The following is a 15,785-nucleotide window of genomic DNA, read 5'->3' on the forward strand; positions in this document are numbered from 1 at the left end:
TTTCCTCCGGGTCGCCGCAGGCGTGGCCCCGAGGGGGCTACCCGCCGGCTCTTGCCCCAATCTCCAAGGCCAGCTTTTGCCTTCAAACCCCGCATTAAGCTAGTCTCCCGCGATTGAGCGCCGCGCTTCTCCCGCGCGGCCACCCGAGCAACTACCGGTAGCGAACACCATGCAGGACACCCCCGACCAGGGCGCGCGGGAGCAGGGCGGTTACGCCCCGGCCGCCGTCGAGAGCAGCGCCCAGCGCTTCTGGAACGACACTCGTGCCTTCGAGGTCACCGAAGACTCGGACAAGCCCAAGTATTACTGCCTGTCGATGCTGCCGTACCCGTCCGGTGCCCTGCACATGGGTCATGTCCGTAACTACACCATCGGCGACGTCATCAGCCGCTTCCAGCGCCAGCAGGGCCGCAACGTGTTGCAGCCGATGGGCTGGGACGCCTTCGGCCTGCCCGCCGAGAACGCCGCGATCAAGAACAACACCGCGCCGGCGAAGTGGACCTACAAGAACATCGAGCACATGCGCGAGCAGTTCAAGCGCATGGGCTTCGCGTACGACTGGACCCGTGAGGTCACCACCTGCCGTCCCGAGTACTACCGCTGGGAACAGCAGATGTTCACCCGGTTGATGAAGAAGGGCCTGGTGTACCGCAAGAACAGCGTCGTCAACTGGGACCCGGTCGACCAGACGGTGCTGGCCAACGAGCAAGTGATCGACGGCAAGGGCTGGCGCTCCGGCGCCACGGTGGAAAAACGCGAGATCCCGCAGTGGTTCCTCAAGATCACCGCCTATGCGCAAGAGTTGCTGGACGGCCTGGACACGCTGCCGGGCTGGCCCGACGCGGTCAAGACGATGCAGCGCAACTGGCTGGGTCGTTCCGAAGGCCTGGAGATCACCTTCGACGTGGACGGCCAGGCCGAGCCGCTGACGGTATTCACCACGCGGCCTGACACCCTGATGGGCGTGTCGTACGTGGCGGTGGCGGCCGAGCATCCCATTGCCACGCGCGCCGCGGCGGACAACCCCGGCCTGGCCGACTTCATCGCCAGCTGCCGGTCCGGCGGTGTGTCCGAGGCGGAGCTGGAGACGCAGGAGAAGCGCGGGTATTACACGGGTATCGATGCCGTGCATCCTCTCACCGGTGAAAAGGTGCCGGTGTGGGTCGCCAACTTCGTGCTGATGGGCTACGGCACCGGCGCGGTGATGGCCGTGCCGGGTCATGACGAGCGCGACTGGGAGTTCGCCCAGAAGTATTCCCTGCCCATCCACATGGTCGTGGTCGATCGCGGCGTGGTGGACGCCGTCGCCGAACTGAAGCGCGACCTGGCCGCCGATGGCACTGACACCGTGCAGAACGCACTGGACGGCGGTTCGTCGGATGCGTACCAGGTGTCCGCCGCGGTCGAGACGATCAAGACCTTCGAGAGCAACATCCAGACGGTCGGCGCATACACCGAGCACGGCACGCTGATCAACTCCGGCGAGTTCGACGGGCTGGACTTCGCGGCGGCGTTCGACGCCATCGCGGCGAAGCTGGCCGCGACTGGCCGTGGCGAGCGCCGGGTCAACTGGCGCATCCGCGACTGGGGCGTCAGCCGCCAGCGTTACTGGGGCTGCCCGATTCCGGTGATTTACTGCCCGAGTTGCGGTGCGGTGCCGGTGCCGGAAGACCAGCTTCCCGTGGTGCTGCCCGAGGACGTCGCGTTCTCCGGCGTGCAGTCGCCGATCAAGGCCGACCCGACCTGGCGACAGACCACCTGCCCGACGTGTGGCGGCCCGGCCGAGCGTGAGACGGACACCTTCGACACCTTCATGGAGTCCAGCTGGTACTACGCGCGTTACACGAGTCCTGGCGCCGAGGCGCAGGTGGACGAGCGCGCCGACTACTGGACGCCGGTGGACCAGTACATCGGTGGCGTCGAGCACGCCATCCTGCACCTGCTGTATTTCCGCTTCTATCACAAGCTGATGCGCGACGAGGGCTTGGTGCACAGCGACGAGCCGGCCACCAACCTGCTCTGCCAGGGCATGGTCATTGCCGAGACCTATTTCCGCAAGGAAGACGAAGGTCACCTGACCTGGTTCAATCCGGCGGATGTCGACGTGCAGCGTGACGAGCGCGCGCGCATCACCGGCGCCGTGCTGCGCAGCGACGGGCTGCCGGTCGAGATCGGCGGCGTCGAGAAGATGGCCAAGTCCAAGAACAACGGCGTGGACCCGCAGTCCATGGTGGACAAGTACGGCGCGGACACGGTGCGGCTGTTCTCCATGTTCGCCGCACCGCCGGACCAGTCGCTGGAATGGAACGAGGCGGGTGTGGAAGGCATGGCCCGCTTCCTGCGGCGCCTGTGGCGTGATGTCTCGGCCCATGTCGAGTCCGCCGCGGTGGCCCAGGGCGATGGCGCGGCCACCGAGGCCTCGCGCAGGACGCTGCGCCGCCAGCTGCACGAGACGATCCAGAAGGTCACCGACGACATCGGCCGCCGCCAGTCATTCAACACGGCCATCGCCGCGCTGATGGAACTGCTCAACGCGCTGGGCCGGTTCGACGATGCCAGCGCCGCCGGCTCGGCGCTGCGCCAGGAGGCCTTCACCGCCATCGTCCAGCTGATCAACCCGTTCACCCCGCATCTCTCCCATGCGCTGTGGCAGGTACTGGGCCAGGGTGAGGCACTGGTGGAGGATGCCGGCTGGCCGGCGGTCGATCCCGCGGCGCTGGTTCGCGATTCGCTGACCTACGCGGTGCAGGTGAACGGCAAACTTCGCGCTACCATCGAGGTGCCGGCCGCGGCGTCGAAGGAAGATGCCGAGGCCATGGCCCGGGCCGAGCCCGCCGTGGCCCGGTTGCTGGAAGGGCAGACCGTGCGCAAGGTGATCGTCGTGCCCGGCAAGATCGTCAACATCGTCGCAGGATAATCATGAGCCCGACCCCGCTCCGTTCGCTCCGTGTCGCCGCCCTCGTTGCCGTCGTGGGGCTGGTCAGCGCCTGTGGCTTCCACCTTCGCCAGTCCGCCGCGCTGCCGCCGGGCATGCAGAAGATCCACCTGACCGTCGCCGGGGGAGGCCGCCTCGAGCGTGAGCTGTCGCGCGCGCTGACCAACGCCGATGTCACCGTGGTGGACCACGCCTCCGTGGATGCCGCCGAACTGGCGGTCACCGCGAACAACTTCCGCACGGACTCGCTCACCGTCAGCGGCACCGCGCGCGTCACCGAATACGCCGTGCGCTACCACGTCGACTTCAACGCCAAGGCCGGCGACGGCAGCGTCATCATCGCGCCGCAGAGCGTCGATATGTCGCGCGAGTTCAGCTACGACGCCCAGAACACCATCGGCACCGCCAGCCAGACGGAAGAGCTCCAGCGCAGCCTGGTCGGCGACATGGTGCAGGCCATCCTGTTCCGCCTCGAGGCGGCCACGGTGCATCCGGCCGCGGCGGCAGCCGCCGCCACGCCGTCCGTGCCCGCGCCCGCCTCGTCGACCGCGCACTGAGCGGATAACGCCGTGCCGTTCAATCCGGGCCAGTGGCAGAAGCACCTCGCGGGCGACCGCATGGCGCCGGTGTACCTGCTGGCCGGCGAGGAACTGCTGGTGCTGGAAGCCGCCGATGCCGTGCGGGCCATGGCCCGGCGGCTCGGTTACAGCGAGCGCGAAGTGCTGGAAGCGGACAGCCGTTTCGACTGGGACGACTTGGCGCGATCCTCGGCCGGCCTGTCGCTGTTCGCCACGCAGCGCCTGCTCGATCTTCGCCTGGCGGGGGGGCGTGCCGGCAAGGACGGCAGCGCGGCGATCACCGAGTTCGTCGGCAACCCGCCGCCGGATACTACGCTGCTGATCACCGCCACCGAGTGGAGCACCAAGCACGAGGCGGTCTGGACCAAGGCGGTGGATCGCGGCGGTATCCAGGTGGTCTTCAACGCGCCGCGCCCGCACGAATGGACGCAGTGGGTCGGCCAGCGTCTGGCGTCCCGCGGGGTCAAGGCCAGTCCCGACGCCGTGGCGATGCTGGCCGAGCGGGTCGAGGGCAACCTGCTGGCGGCCGCCCAGGAAATCGACAAGCTGGTGGTCCTCGCGGGCGACCAGCGGCTGGACGCCACGACGCTGGAAGGCCTGGTGGCCGACAGCGCTCGCTTCGACGCCTTCAAGCTGACCGACGCCGCGTTCGCGGGCGAGGGTGGTCGTGCCCTGCGGATACTGGCCGGGTTGCATGCCGAGGGCGACGAACTGATCGCCCTGATGGGCTGGCTGGTCAACCAGCTGCAGCTGGCGCTTCGTCTGGCCAACGCGCGCGATTTCGCCGCCCAGGCGAAGGTCGAGCGGCTATGGCCGGCGCGCGAACAACTCTTCCGCAAGGCCCTGCGCCGCGCGCCGCGCGAACACTGGATGGCCTGCCTGGCCCGGGCCGCCCGCATCGACCGCATGGCCAAAGGCCGCGAGCAGGGTAATCCGTGGCTGGAGGCCGAGCGGCTGATCGCCGCCATCGCCGAGCCCCGCGCGGCGGCTGCCTTCGCGTGAGCGACATGCGTCCGCTCGCCATCCTCGGCGGCACCTTCGACCCGATCCATCACGGCCACCTGCGTGCCGCATGGGAAGCCGCCGAAGCCCTCGACGCCGAGGTCCGGCTGGTGCCCGCGCGTACGCCGCCGCACCGGCCGCCGCCGGTGGCCGATGCGGCGGGCCGGGTCGCCCTGCTGCGCGCCGCGCTGGCCGGGCAGGACCGACTCCGGATCGACACCCGCGAGCTGGACCGGGAGGGCCCTTCTTACAGCGTCGACACGCTGGCGTCGCTGCGTGCCGAGATCGGCCCCGCGCGTCCACTGGTGCTGCTGGTGGGGGCGGACGCCTTCGCCGGACTGGCATCCTGGCAGCGCTGGCGCGACCTGTTCACGCTGGCCCATGTGGGCGTGCTGAACCGCCCCGGGGTCAGCCACGCTCCCTCGGCGGAACTGGCCGACTTCATCGCCGCTCGCCGCGACGCCCGCCCGCAGGGGCCGGCCGGCGGCGTACTGGACATCGCCATCACCCCGCTGGACATCGCCGCCACGGCCATCCGCGAGGCCTTTGCCGTCGGCCACGAGCCACGTTTCCTGATGCCCGCGACCTGCTTCGATCCTCCGGAACTGCTGGCGCCGTACCGTGCGCTGGCGGACGCCGCGTCCCCGCCCCGGGCCGCCCGCTGAAAGCTGCCGAGGCATTTGACGCGTCCCCGGGCAGGCGGGGGTATACTTCGCCCAACGCCGGCATTCCGCCGTACGAGGTTTTCGTATCTTGAGTTCGTCCGCACCCCGCAAGGCCAAGCCCGCCATCAGCAACGAGCACCTCCGCCAGCGCGTGGTCGCGGCCCTCGAAGACCTCAAGGCCAAGGACGTCCGCGAAATCGACGTTCGCGGCAAGACCTCCATCGCCGATATCCTCTTCATCGCGTCGGGCACCTCCGCCCGTCACGTCAAGTCCATTGCCGACGAAGTCATCAAGTTCGCCAAAGAAGCGGGCGTGATGCCGCTGGGCGTCGAAGGCCAGACCGAAGCCGAATGGGTGCTGGTCGACCTGGGCGACATCATCGTCCACGTCATGATGCCGCGCATCCGCGAGTTCTACGGCCTGGAGCGCCTGTGGACGGTCGGCGACGACGGCTTCGAAGCCGCCCACGCCTGACCCGCCCATGCGGGCGCGCCTCATCGCCGTCGGCGAGCGCATGCCGGCCTGGGTGGCGGAAGGGTTTGCCGAATACCGCAAGCGGCTGTCCCACGAGCTGCCCCTGGAACTGATCGAGATCAAGCCCGGCACGCGCGGCAAGGGCCGCGACGACGTGCGCGCGACCCTCGACGAAGGTGCCGCCATCCTGGCGGCCTTGCCGCGCGACATCCATGTCGTGGCGCTGGACGGGCGCGGCAAGGCGTGGTCCAGCGAAGACCTGGGCCAGCAGCTGGAGCAATGGCGCATGGGCGGGCGCGATCTCGCGTTCCTGATCGGCGGACCCGACGGCCATGCGCCGGACGTGCTGGCACGCGCGGACCAACGCTGGTCGCTCGGCCCCCTCACGCTGCCGCACATGCTGGTGCGCCTCGTGCTCGCGGAGCAGCTCTATCGCGCCACCACGCTGGTGGCCGGGCATCCCTACCATCGCGCCTGAAGGAACCGCCGTGCTCTACCTGGCCTCGCAATCGCCGCGCCGTCGCGAACTCCTCGGTCAGCTCGGCGAGGCTCACCGTACCCTCGACGTGGATGTGGAAGAAATCCGCGCCGCCGGTGAATCGCCCGACGATTACGTCTCGCGCGTGGCGCGGGACAAGGCGCGCGCGGGGTTCGCGCTGGTGGCCGACGAGCCCGCCGCGCGCGTGCTCGGCGCCGATACCGAAGTGGTGCAGGCCGACGCGGTGTTCGGCAAGCCGCGGGATGCCGTCGACGCCGCAGCCATGCTGCGCCGTTTGTCCGGAAAGGAGCATCGCGTGGTCTCGGTCGTATGGCTCGTGGAGGCAGGCGCGCAGCGAAGGGTGGTGTCGGTATCGACCGTGCGCTTCGCGTCGCTCTCCGACGACGACATCGCGTCCTACATCGATACCGGCGAGTGCTTCGGCAAGGCCGGTGCCTATGCGATCCAGGGACGCGCCGCGGCTTTCATCGCGCATCTTTCCGGCAGTTACACCGGCGTGATGGGACTGCCCCTGTACGAAACCTCCCGGCTTCTTCGCGGTCCGTGACAGTCGCGGGACGCGCGGGCTATAAAGCGGGATGACTCATGGAAAAGGGCACGCAGTGAGCGAGGAAATCCTGATTAATGTCACGCCGCGTGAGACGCGCGTGGCCGTCGTCGAGAACGGCATGTTGCAGGAAGTCCACGTCGAGCGTGCCAGCCGGCGCGGTTACGTGGGCAACGTGTACAAGGGCCGCGTGCAACGCGTCATGCCGGGCATGCAGGCCGTATTCGTCGAGATCGGCCTCGACCGTGCGGCGTTCCTGCATGCGTCGGATATCGTGCGCCCGGCGCTTCCCCCCACCGATGCGCCCGACGGCAAATCCGGCGGCCATGGCCCCGTCCCGCCCATCAGCGAACTGGTCCACGAGGGCCAGGAAATCGTCGTGCAGGTGGTCAAGGACCCGATCGGCAGCAAGGGCGCGCGGCTGTCCACGCATCTTTCCATCCCCTCGCGCTACCTCGTGCTGCTGCCGCACTCGCGCACCCTGGGGGTGTCCGTGCGCATCGAGGAGGAAAGCGAGCGCCAGCGCCTGAAGGACATCATCCTGCCGCTGATCGGCGAGAACCATCTCGGCTACATCGTGCGCACCAACGCCGAGGGCCAGTCCGAGGAATCCCTGGCCTTCGACGTGACCTACCTGGGCAAGGTGTGGCGGGTGGTGCAGGAAAACATCCAGAAGGCCCGCGTGGGCGAGCGGGTCTACGAGGAACTGTCGCTGCCGTTGCGTTCGTTGCGCGATTCGCTCAACGACGGCATCGAGAAGGTGCGCGTCGATTCACGCGAGACCTACGAGAAAACGGTCAAATTCGTGGCCAAGTTCATGCCGGTGCTGTCCGACCGCATCGAGCACTACGCAGGCGAGCGGCCGATCTTCGATCTCTACGGCGTGGAGGACGAGATCCAGCGCGCCCTGCGCAAGGAGGTACCGCTGAAATCCGGCGGCTACCTGATCGTCGACCAGACCGAAGCCATGACCACGATCGATGTGAACACCGGCGGCTACCTCGGCAGCCGCAACCTCGAGGAAACCGTGTACCGCACCAACCTCGAGGCGGCGCAGGCGGCGTCACGCCAGCTGCGGCTGCGCAACCTCGGCGGCATCATCATCATCGACTTCATCGACATGATCGACGACGAGCACAAGCGGCAGGTGCTGCGCATGCTCGAGAAGGGCCTGCTGAAGGACCACGCAAAGACCACGGTCTACCCGATGTCCGCGCTGGGCCTGGTGGAAATGACGCGCAAGCGCACCACCGAAAGCCTGGAGCGCCAGCTGTGTGAGCCGTGCCCGTCGTGCAGCGGCCGCGGTACGCTGAAAACCGCCGAGACGGTGATCTACGAGATCTTCCGTGAAATCACCCGTGCCGTGCGCCAGTTCAACGCGCAGAAGCTGCTGGTGATGGCCAGTCCCAAGGTGGTTGGCCGCATCCTCGAGGAAGAATCCACGGCGGTGGCCGAGCTGGAAGAATTCATCGCCAAGAGCATCCGCTTCCAGGCGGAAGAACACTATTCGCAGGAACAGTTCGATGTCGTTCTCCTCTAAGCCCGGCGCGCGTCGCCGGCACGTCGGCCGGTGAGTTCCGGCTGGCGCCATCGCCTGAGACGCCTGCGGTTCTTCCTCATCGGTCTGGTCGCGAGCGTACTGATCGCGCTCGCGCTGCTCATGGCGCTCGGCCAACTGCTGTTGCCGCTGGCCGCCCGTTACCCCGATCGCGTGGCGTCGTTGCTCAGCGACTCCCTGCACCGGCCGGTCCGCTTCGCCTCGCTGGAGGGGTTCTGGCAGCCGTCGGGGCCGCTGTTCGTGATGCGCGATGTCACGGTGGTGCCCACCGAGGGCGGTCAGCCCCTGCATCTGCCGCAGGCGGCGGTGAAACTGGATTTCGGTGCGCTGGTGCTGCCCTCGCGGCATTTGCTCAACCTGCGCCTGAGCGATCTTCGCCTGGGTCTGCGCCGTGCGCCGGACGGGCGCTGGAGCATCGACGGTCTTCCCAGTAACGGTGGCCAGCGCACGCTGTCGCTCGGCAACCTGGCGGCCGACCTGTGGGTGACCAACCTGCGCCTGGATATCGACGACGAGACCACCCAGCGGCATTACGGCCTGGTCGTGGATCGGCTGCGCGCCAGCCTGCAGGACGACGTGATACGCCTGGGTGGCAACCTCCATCGGGAAAACGTCCCCACGGTGCTTACCGCCGCGGGTCGCTTTGCGCTGGACGGCTCCAGCGGCCGTGTCTACGTGCACGGTACCGATGTCGATTTCGCCGCGCTCACCGGCGATTTCACGGCCGGCGGCTATGCGCTGGCCTCCGGCAAGGGCGCGTTCGAAACGTGGCTGGACTGGAGCGACGCCCGCGTGGTGCGGATGACCTCGCGGCTGGACCTCGACGGGCTGGGCGTGCGCGGCCCCGGACGCACCGTGAAAACGGCCGGCCTGCATGGTATCGCCCGCCTCCAGCGCACCGCCGACGGCCAGCGCATCGACTGGGCCGCGCGCGACGGTGGCGACATCGCCCTGGTGCTGCATGCGGAGGGCGATACCACCGACGGCACGCTGGTGGGGCGCCAGGTCGACCTGGCACCCTTGCTGCCCTGGGCCGGCTTGCTTCCGCGGATGTCGCCGGCCCTGTCGCGCTGGCTTGCCGAAGGACACCCGCGTGGCCGCTTCGACGACCTGCGCGCCGACTGGAACTCCGCCACCGGCGTGGCGTTCGTGCGCGCGGGCTTCTCCGGCCTGGGCATCGATGCCAGCGGCACGCTGCCGGGCCTGTCTTCCCTCAAGGGCCGGATACTGGGGGATGCGGAGGCGCTGTCGCTCAGCCTGCCCATGCAGGCGACGACGATCGATGCGACCGGGATGTTCCGCAAGCCGTTCGTGCTGTCGTCGCTGAGCGGCGACATCGTCGTCTACCCGCAGGACGACGACTGGCACATCGGCGTCGACCCGCTCGATGTGCGCGGCGAGGACTTCACCGGCCAGGTGCGTGGCGAGTACGTCCTGCCTGCGGCCGACACCGGCCCGTTCCTGGACATGTACGTGGCGATGGGCGAGGGCGACATCTCGGCGGCCAAGCTGTTCTGGCCGATCCACGGGATGTCCGAGGGCTCGCAGAACTGGCTGAACCGCGCGATCGTCTCGGGTCACATCGAGAGCGGCGCGGCGCTGGTGCGCGGCAACCTGCGCGATTTCCCGTTCCGTAACCACGAGGGCCGCTTCGAAGGCCGCGCCGTCATCGACGATACGGTGCTCGATTACGGCACGGGTTGGCCGCGCGCCGAAGGTATCGCCGCCGTCGCCACCTTCGTCGACAACAGCATGTCGATCGAGGCCAGCGAGGGCCATTCGCTGGGCAACGCCGTCAGTTCCGCGTCCGCGACCATCGACGACTTCGCCGAGGGTGTGCTGAACCTGAAGGTGAGCGGTGCGGGCACCGGTGCCAGCTACCTGGACCTGGTCAAGAACAGCCCGGTCGGCACGAGCAGTCGCGACACGCTGGACAAGATCAAACTGGGCGGCACGGGCGAGTTCGGCTTCAGCCTGATGCTGCCGTTGAAGGACACGAAAAGCTTCACGCTGGACGGTACGGCCACGCTGAAGGACGCCGACCTGGTGGCCGACGACTGGAAGCTGCGCCTGGATGGCATCACCGGGCCGATGCGTTTCGATGGCAAGGGGTTTACCGCCAGGGGCCTGACCGCCCGGTTCCAGGGGCAACCGGCCAGCCTCGACCTGGCCATCGCCGGGGGCACGGGCGATCCGGCGAAGATCGTCACGGCATCGGTCACGGGTGCGTTCACGCTGGACGAGATGCTGCGACCGTACGACACCCTCAAGTGGCTGGCCGACATCGGCAAGGGGCGCGGCACGTTCCGCATCGGTTTCGACCTGAGCCGCACGGGGCAGGGTGACGCGACAGCACAGGCGCTCACCGTGGATTCGGACCTGCGCGGCGTCGAGCTGCTGCTGCCGACGCCGGTGAAGAAGCCGGCCGCCTTGGCGCAGCCGCTGTCTGTCCGTGTGGGCCTGCCGGTCGACGGCGCACGCCTGGACCTGGCGCTGGGTGACGTCGTCCGCGGTCGCCTGCGTCTGCCGACGAACACGGTGCCCCTTGCGGCTGCCTTCAACCTGGGCAGCGTCGCGCCCGCTGCGCTGCCCGCGCAGGGTTACCTCATCGGCGGTCATGCCGCCAGGCTGGATGTCTCGGGCTGGGTGCAATACGTGGTCGGCCTGTCCACCGGCGGTGGCAGTGGGCCCGGCCTGAGCGCGCTCGACCTCGTGGCGGACGATGCGGAAGTGTTCGGCCAGCATTTCGCCGGTCTGCACATCATGGCCAACCCCGGTCCGCAGGCGCTGTCGTTGAAGGTGGACGGCGAAGGCCTGGCGGGCGAACTCACCGTGCCCAACGACGAGATGCGCCGCCGCGGTATCACCGCGCGCATGGACCGGATCTGGTGGCCCTCGGCCGACGATGCCGCGGACGCAGCAAAGAAAGGCAAGACCGCGGCGGGCGCCGCGACGACGGTGGCCTCCACCGCCGCCAAGGCGCAGGACGCGAACGCTGCCGCTTCCAGCGGCAAGGTCGCCAACACGAACGAAGCGGGCGTGGCGCCGGCCAGCCTGCCGCCGATGCACCTGCAGGTCAGCGACATGCGGCTGGGCAAGGCGAAGCTGGGCGAGGCGCGGCTGGAAACCTGGCCGACCGACGACGGCATGCACATCGACCAGTTGCGCGCGCAGTCCAAGAACGTGCAGATCACCGCCTCGGGTGACTGGGTCGGCGACGAGACGCGCAGCCGCACCCACCTCGCCATGGATTTCGCCTCGGAAGACGTGGCACGCATGTTCGACGCACTCGGCTTTGCCGGCATCCTGCAGGGCGGCCGCACCTCGGCCCGCCTCGACGCCACCTGGCCCGGTGGTCCGTCGGCCCTGGCGCTGGCGAACATGGATGGCACGCTGAAGGTGGACGTCGCCAAGGGCCGCATCCTCGAAGTGCAGCCCGGCGTCGGTCGCCTGTTCGGCCTGGTCTCGGTGACCGACCTGCCGCGTCGCATGGCGCTGGATTTCGGCGACGTGCTCGGCAAGGGCTTCGCCTTCGACTCGATTACCGGCGATTTCCGTTTCGCCGATGGCAACGCCAGCACCGACAACCTCGCCATCCGCGGCCCGGCGGCCGATATCACCATCACCGGCCGCGCCGGCCTCAAGGCGCGCGACTACGACCAGGAGGTGCTCGTGGTACCGCACCTCGGCAACAGCCTGCCGGTGGTCGGCGCCCTGGCCGGCGGCCCGGTAGGCGCTGCCGCGGGGCTGGCGGTGCAGGGCCTGCTCGGCCGCGGCCTCAACCAGGCCGCGCGCAAGCGTTACCACGTCACCGGTAGCTGGGACAAACCCGTGTTCACCCCCATCGAAAAGGGCGACACCCCCTGACCCACGCGACCAGCCTCGGCAGGAGCGCACGATGTGCGCGATACAGAGTTGCGCGATACACGCAACCCCGTTTCTAAAGCTTCTGCCGCCGAAACGGAAACAGCTGCTGCCGCACGAACCCCTCCGGCATGTAATCGCCCACCACACCGTACTTTTCGGGAAACCGCTTCGTCGACTTCACCGCGGTGCCGAACAGGTAATCGATGAACGCATAGTGCGCCGCGTAGTTCCTATCGATCGCCTCGTCGTCGGAAGCGTGGTGCCAGTGGTGGAAGTCGGGTGTCACGATCACGTACTTCAACGGCCCCCACGGCAGGTGCACGTTGGCATGGTTGAACACGGCCTGGAAGCCGACGACGAGGATGTATGCATTCATCACCGCCTCGCTGAAGCCCAGCACGTAAAGCGGCGCCAGCACGCAGACGCGCGTGAACAACAGCTCCAGCATGTGCTGGCGCGAGCCGGCCAGCCAGTCCATCGTCTTCACGCTGTGGTGCACGGCGTGGAAGCGCCATAGGAACGGCACCTCGTGGTACGCGCGATGCGTGGCGTACTGGGCCAGGTCGGCCACCAGCACACACAGCAGCAGCTGCGGCACGAAGTGGATGCCGGCCACCATGCGCTGGAAGTCGCTTCCCGTCAGCCAGCCGAACCCGTGGTGGATCAGGAAGTTCACCACCAGCAGCGCCAGACCCACCAGGAAGTGGTTGACGGCGAAGTGCTTCATGTCGGTCTGCCACTCGAAGCGGAACACCGACTGCCCGCGATACAGCGGAAACAGCTTCTCGATCACCACGAACAGCAGCGTGGAGCCGAGCAGGTCGAGGATGAACCAGTCCAGGCCGATGTAAGGCGTGTGGTCGGGAAACGCACCGACCGGCACACGCGAGCCACCGAGCGCCACGGCGGCGATGACCAGCACGAAGGCGGCGATGTTGAGGTTGCGCCGCCGGCCCAGGATCACATTGGCCAGCGACAGCCCGCCCGCGACCAGCAGGGCGCCCAGCAGCGCCTGGCGTAGCACGTCCACCGAATACCGGTGCCGCAGGTCCGGCGTGGTCAGGTACTGCGGGAAGTGGAAGGCGATGACCGCCATCAGGCCAAGAAAACCGAGCGACAGCGCGATCGCGGTGCTGACCATGGCCTTGCGCGGGTCGAGGTGGCCGCTGCTGTGCAACAGATCGCGTGTTTCGTCGACCACGGCTTCCGCGCGACGGACAGGCTCCGCCGCGACACGACGGACGAAGGCCCGTTTCTTTCCCCTGCTCATGGAGGCTCCGTTCCGGTGAGTTCGGGGGCATCCTAGCATTGCGCCTTTGGGCTCATGCGGCTCCCACTTCGAGACCGTGCGATCCCGACGTGACTTCGTGGGCGCCGCCTGCCTATCGATCTGAATATTGCCAATAGTATCGCGTCTCGATAATATCGATAAGCGATACTAGTCATGATCAGGTCGTACGGAGATGACGATGTCAAAGCCTTTCGTTCGGGCGTCCGCATCCGGCGCTGGATTCAGATCGAGCGAATACTCGTTCGAAAGCTTGCAGCGCTTGACGATGCACGCTCATTGGACGATCTGAGAAACCCGCCGGCGAATCGACTCAAGCCGCTGCGAGGCGACCGAACCGGTCAATTCAGCATTCGCGTCAACGATCAATATCGAGTGTGCTTCGTCTGGCGGCACGGCCATGCGTACGAAGTCACCGTTGTCGACTATCACTAAGGACTCATCATGCGTGAAGTTCCGTGGCCCCACCCCGGCGAAATGCTTCTGGAAGAGTTCCTGAAGCCACTTGGCCTGAGTCAGTACCGCCTGGCGAAGGCCATAGGCGTACCCGCCGCCCGCATCGGCGAGATCATTGCGGAAAAGCGCTCCATTACGGCGGACACCGGGCTCCGCCTGTCGCGCTTCTTCGGTATGTCCGATGAGTTCTGGACAGGACTGCAGGCCACCTACGATCGGGAAATGACCCGCAATCTCATGGCCGACACCCTCGACGCGATCGTCCCCTGGTCCGAGTTGTCCAAGACGGTCCCTGGCAAGCGGCCGGCGGCGCGGAAGACGCCCACCCCTGCCAAAGGTGGCTCCAGGGTTTAAGCTGACCCCATCCGGCCCCACCTGTGGGGTCTCCCCCATCGCTAACGGCGCCCCTTGATGGATTCCCTGATTTCCCTTGCCGAACGTCGCCTGCTGACTCCCGGCGGCCTCGCTTCCACCGACCTGGATCGCGTGTTTTCCCAGCTGATGGGGCCGTCGATCGACGCGGCGGACCTGTATTTCCAGCACTCGCGCAGCGAGTCGTGGGTGCTGGAGGAAGGCATCGTCAAGGACGGCAGCCATTCGATCGAACAGGGTGTCGGTGTGCGCGCCATCTCGGGCGAAAAGACCGGCTTCTCCTATTCGGACGAGATCGTCCTGCCCCAGTTGCTCGAGGCCTCGCGCGCGGCGCGTGCCATCGCCCAGGGCGGCGCGGGTGCGGGCCGGCCGCTGGCGATCGCCACGGGCCGCGGCCTGTACCCGGCCATCGACCCGGTGGAAAGCCTGCCCAACGAAGAAAAGATCGCGCTGCTGCGCGAGGTCGACGCCTATGCACGCTCGCGCGATCCGCGGGTGAAGCAGGTGGTCGTCAGCCTGGCCGCCACGCTGGACACCGTATTGATCGCCGCTTCCGACGGCACGCTTGCGGCCGACGTGCGCCCGCTGGTGCGCCTCAACGTGCAGGTCATCGCGGAGCAGGGCGGTCGTCGCGAGCAGGGTCATTCGGGCGGCGGCGGGCGCTATGGCTACCGTGAGTTGATCGAGAACGGTCGGGCGCATGCGTTCGCCGACGAAGCGGTGCGCCAGGCGCTGGTCAACCTCGAGGCGGTCGATGCGCCCGCAGGCAGCATGACGGTGGTGCTCGGGCCGGGCTGGCCGGGCGTGCTGTTGCACGAAGCCATCGGCCACGGTCTGGAAGGCGACTTCAACCGCAAGGGCAGTTCCGCGTTCACGGGCCGCATTGGCCAGCGTGTGGCGGCCGAGGGCGTCACCATCGTAGACGACGGCACGCTGCCGGGTCGCCGCGGGTCGCTCAGCATCGACGACGAAGGCACGCCCACCGAATGCACCACGCTGATCGAGAACGGCATCCTCAAGGGCTACATGCAGGACAAGCTCAACGCCCGCCTGATGGGCGTGAAGTCCACGGGCAACGGTCGCCGCGAATCGTTCGCGCAGCTCCCCATGCCGCGCATGACCAACACCTACATGCTCGCCGGCAACCGTGAGCCGGAAGAAATCATCCGCTCGGTGAAGCGCGGTCTGTACGCGGTGAACTTTGGCGGCGGTCAGGTCGACATCACCAACGGCAAGTTCGTGTTTTCCGCCAGTGAGGCGTATCTCATCGAGGACGGCAAGGTCACGCGCCCGGTGAAGGGTGCGACGCTGGTGGGTTCGGGGCCGGAGGTGCTCACGCGTGTCTCCATGATCGGCAACGATCTGGCACTGGACGAAGGCGTGGGCGTGTGCGGCAAGGATGGCCAGAGCGTGCCGGTCGGCGTGGGCCAGCCGACACTCCGCGTGGATGGCATGACGGTAGGCGGTACGGCGGCCTGACAGAAGGCCGCCGACCGACCCTGCATGGCGCGGCCGGTACACGGCGCGCCACGCAAAACACCGC

General features: G+C 67.8%; 13 protein-coding genes. 12 read left to right on the top strand and 1 reads right to left on the bottom strand.

The window, feature by feature from the left end; genetic code table 11:
- Positions 1–169: 169 nt before the first annotated feature.
- The 9 genes from leuS (at position 170) to QRN34_RS10700 (ending at position 12,126) form a co-directional block, all read left to right on the top strand.
- The gene (leuS, locus tag QRN34_RS10660; RefSeq protein WP_285404362.1) at positions 170–2,917 is read left to right on the top strand and encodes a leucine--tRNA ligase; all 2,748 of its coding nucleotides are present in this window, start codon (positions 170–172) and stop codon (positions 2,915–2,917) included.
- A 2-nt stretch (positions 2,918–2,919) separates the two neighbouring features.
- Positions 2,920–3,492, top strand: coding sequence for an LPS assembly lipoprotein LptE (gene lptE, locus QRN34_RS10665; protein WP_285404364.1), 573 nt, complete (start codon positions 2,920–2,922; stop codon positions 3,490–3,492).
- Between the two features lie 60 nt (positions 3,493–3,552).
- Positions 3,553–4,515: a DNA polymerase III subunit delta gene (holA, locus tag QRN34_RS10670; protein WP_285404586.1), complete on the top strand. Its 963-nt coding sequence runs from the start codon at positions 3,553–3,555 to the stop codon at positions 4,513–4,515.
- 5 nt (positions 4,516–4,520) lie between these two features.
- Positions 4,521–5,180, top strand: coding sequence for a nicotinate-nucleotide adenylyltransferase (gene nadD / locus QRN34_RS10675; protein WP_285404587.1), 660 nt, complete (start codon positions 4,521–4,523; stop codon positions 5,178–5,180).
- Between the two features lie 124 nt (positions 5,181–5,304).
- A complete protein-coding gene (gene rsfS / locus QRN34_RS10680; RefSeq protein WP_051939057.1) occupies positions 5,305–5,655 on the top strand; it encodes a ribosome silencing factor in 351 nt (116 codons plus the stop codon).
- Positions 5,656–5,662: 7 nt separating this feature from the next.
- Complete coding sequence (rlmH, locus tag QRN34_RS10685; protein ID WP_036140272.1) at positions 5,663–6,133, top strand: 23S rRNA (pseudouridine(1915)-N(3))-methyltransferase RlmH; 471 nt, start codon at positions 5,663–5,665, stop codon at positions 6,131–6,133.
- A 10-nt stretch (positions 6,134–6,143) separates the two neighbouring features.
- Positions 6,144–6,701, top strand: coding sequence for a Maf family protein (locus QRN34_RS10690; protein WP_285404368.1), 558 nt, complete (start codon positions 6,144–6,146; stop codon positions 6,699–6,701).
- A gap of 55 nt (positions 6,702–6,756) precedes the next feature.
- Complete coding sequence (rng, locus tag QRN34_RS10695; protein WP_285404370.1) at positions 6,757–8,241, top strand: ribonuclease G; 1,485 nt, start codon at positions 6,757–6,759, stop codon at positions 8,239–8,241.
- Positions 8,242–8,271: 30 nt separating this feature from the next.
- Complete coding sequence (locus tag QRN34_RS10700) at positions 8,272–12,126, top strand: YhdP family protein (protein ID WP_285404372.1); 3,855 nt, start codon at positions 8,272–8,274, stop codon at positions 12,124–12,126.
- 73 nt (positions 12,127–12,199) lie between these two features.
- Here the strand turns inward: QRN34_RS10700 and QRN34_RS10705 are convergent, their stop codons facing one another.
- Positions 12,200–13,396 carry a sterol desaturase family protein gene (locus QRN34_RS10705; protein ID WP_285404373.1) on the bottom strand — a complete coding sequence of 399 codons (1,197 nt, stop codon included), beginning with the start codon at positions 13,394–13,396 and terminating at the stop codon, positions 12,200–12,202.
- 174 nt (positions 13,397–13,570) lie between these two features.
- Here QRN34_RS10705 and QRN34_RS10710 point away from each other — a divergent pair, with 174 nt between their 5' ends.
- From QRN34_RS10710 to tldD, 3 genes are read left to right on the top strand one after another with little or no spacing between them, the layout of a single operon-like run.
- Positions 13,571–13,849 carry a type II toxin-antitoxin system RelE/ParE family toxin gene (locus QRN34_RS10710; RefSeq protein WP_285404375.1) on the top strand — a complete coding sequence of 93 codons (279 nt, stop codon included), beginning with the start codon at positions 13,571–13,573 and terminating at the stop codon, positions 13,847–13,849.
- A 9-nt stretch (positions 13,850–13,858) separates the two neighbouring features.
- Entirely contained in the window at positions 13,859–14,224 is a 366-nt protein-coding gene (locus QRN34_RS10715; protein ID WP_285404378.1) for a HigA family addiction module antitoxin, read from the top strand.
- Positions 14,225–14,278: 54 nt separating this feature from the next.
- Positions 14,279–15,721 carry a metalloprotease TldD gene (tldD, locus tag QRN34_RS10720; RefSeq protein WP_285404380.1) on the top strand — a complete coding sequence of 481 codons (1,443 nt, stop codon included), beginning with the start codon at positions 14,279–14,281 and terminating at the stop codon, positions 15,719–15,721.
- The last annotated feature ends 64 nt before the right edge of the window (positions 15,722–15,785 follow it).

This window comes from Luteibacter sp. ME-Dv--P-043b, from assembly GCF_030209605.1.
Taxonomy (GTDB): Bacteria; Pseudomonadota; Gammaproteobacteria; order Xanthomonadales; family Rhodanobacteraceae; genus Luteibacter.

Excerpts from the sequence above, each read along its gene's own strand:
- leuS (WP_285404362.1), top strand. The coding sequence starts at position 170 with ATGCAGGACACCCCCGACCAGGGCGCGCGGGAGCAGGGCGGTTACGCC.
- lptE (WP_285404364.1), top strand. The coding sequence starts at position 2,920 with ATGAGCCCGACCCCGCTCCGTTCGCTCCGTGTCGCCGCCCTCGTTGCC.
- holA (WP_285404586.1), top strand. The coding sequence starts at position 3,553 with ATGGCGCCGGTGTACCTGCTGGCCGGCGAGGAACTGCTGGTGCTGGAA.
- nadD (WP_285404587.1), top strand. The coding sequence starts at position 4,521 with ATGCGTCCGCTCGCCATCCTCGGCGGCACCTTCGACCCGATCCATCAC.
- rlmH (WP_036140272.1), top strand. The coding sequence starts at position 5,663 with ATGCGGGCGCGCCTCATCGCCGTCGGCGAGCGCATGCCGGCCTGGGTG.
- QRN34_RS10705 (WP_285404373.1), bottom strand. The coding sequence starts at position 13,396 with ATGAGCAGGGGAAAGAAACGGGCCTTCGTCCGTCGTGTCGCGGCGGAG.
- QRN34_RS10710 (WP_285404375.1), top strand. The coding sequence starts at position 13,571 with ATGATCAGGTCGTACGGAGATGACGATGTCAAAGCCTTTCGTTCGGGC.
- QRN34_RS10715 (WP_285404378.1), top strand. The coding sequence starts at position 13,859 with ATGCGTGAAGTTCCGTGGCCCCACCCCGGCGAAATGCTTCTGGAAGAG.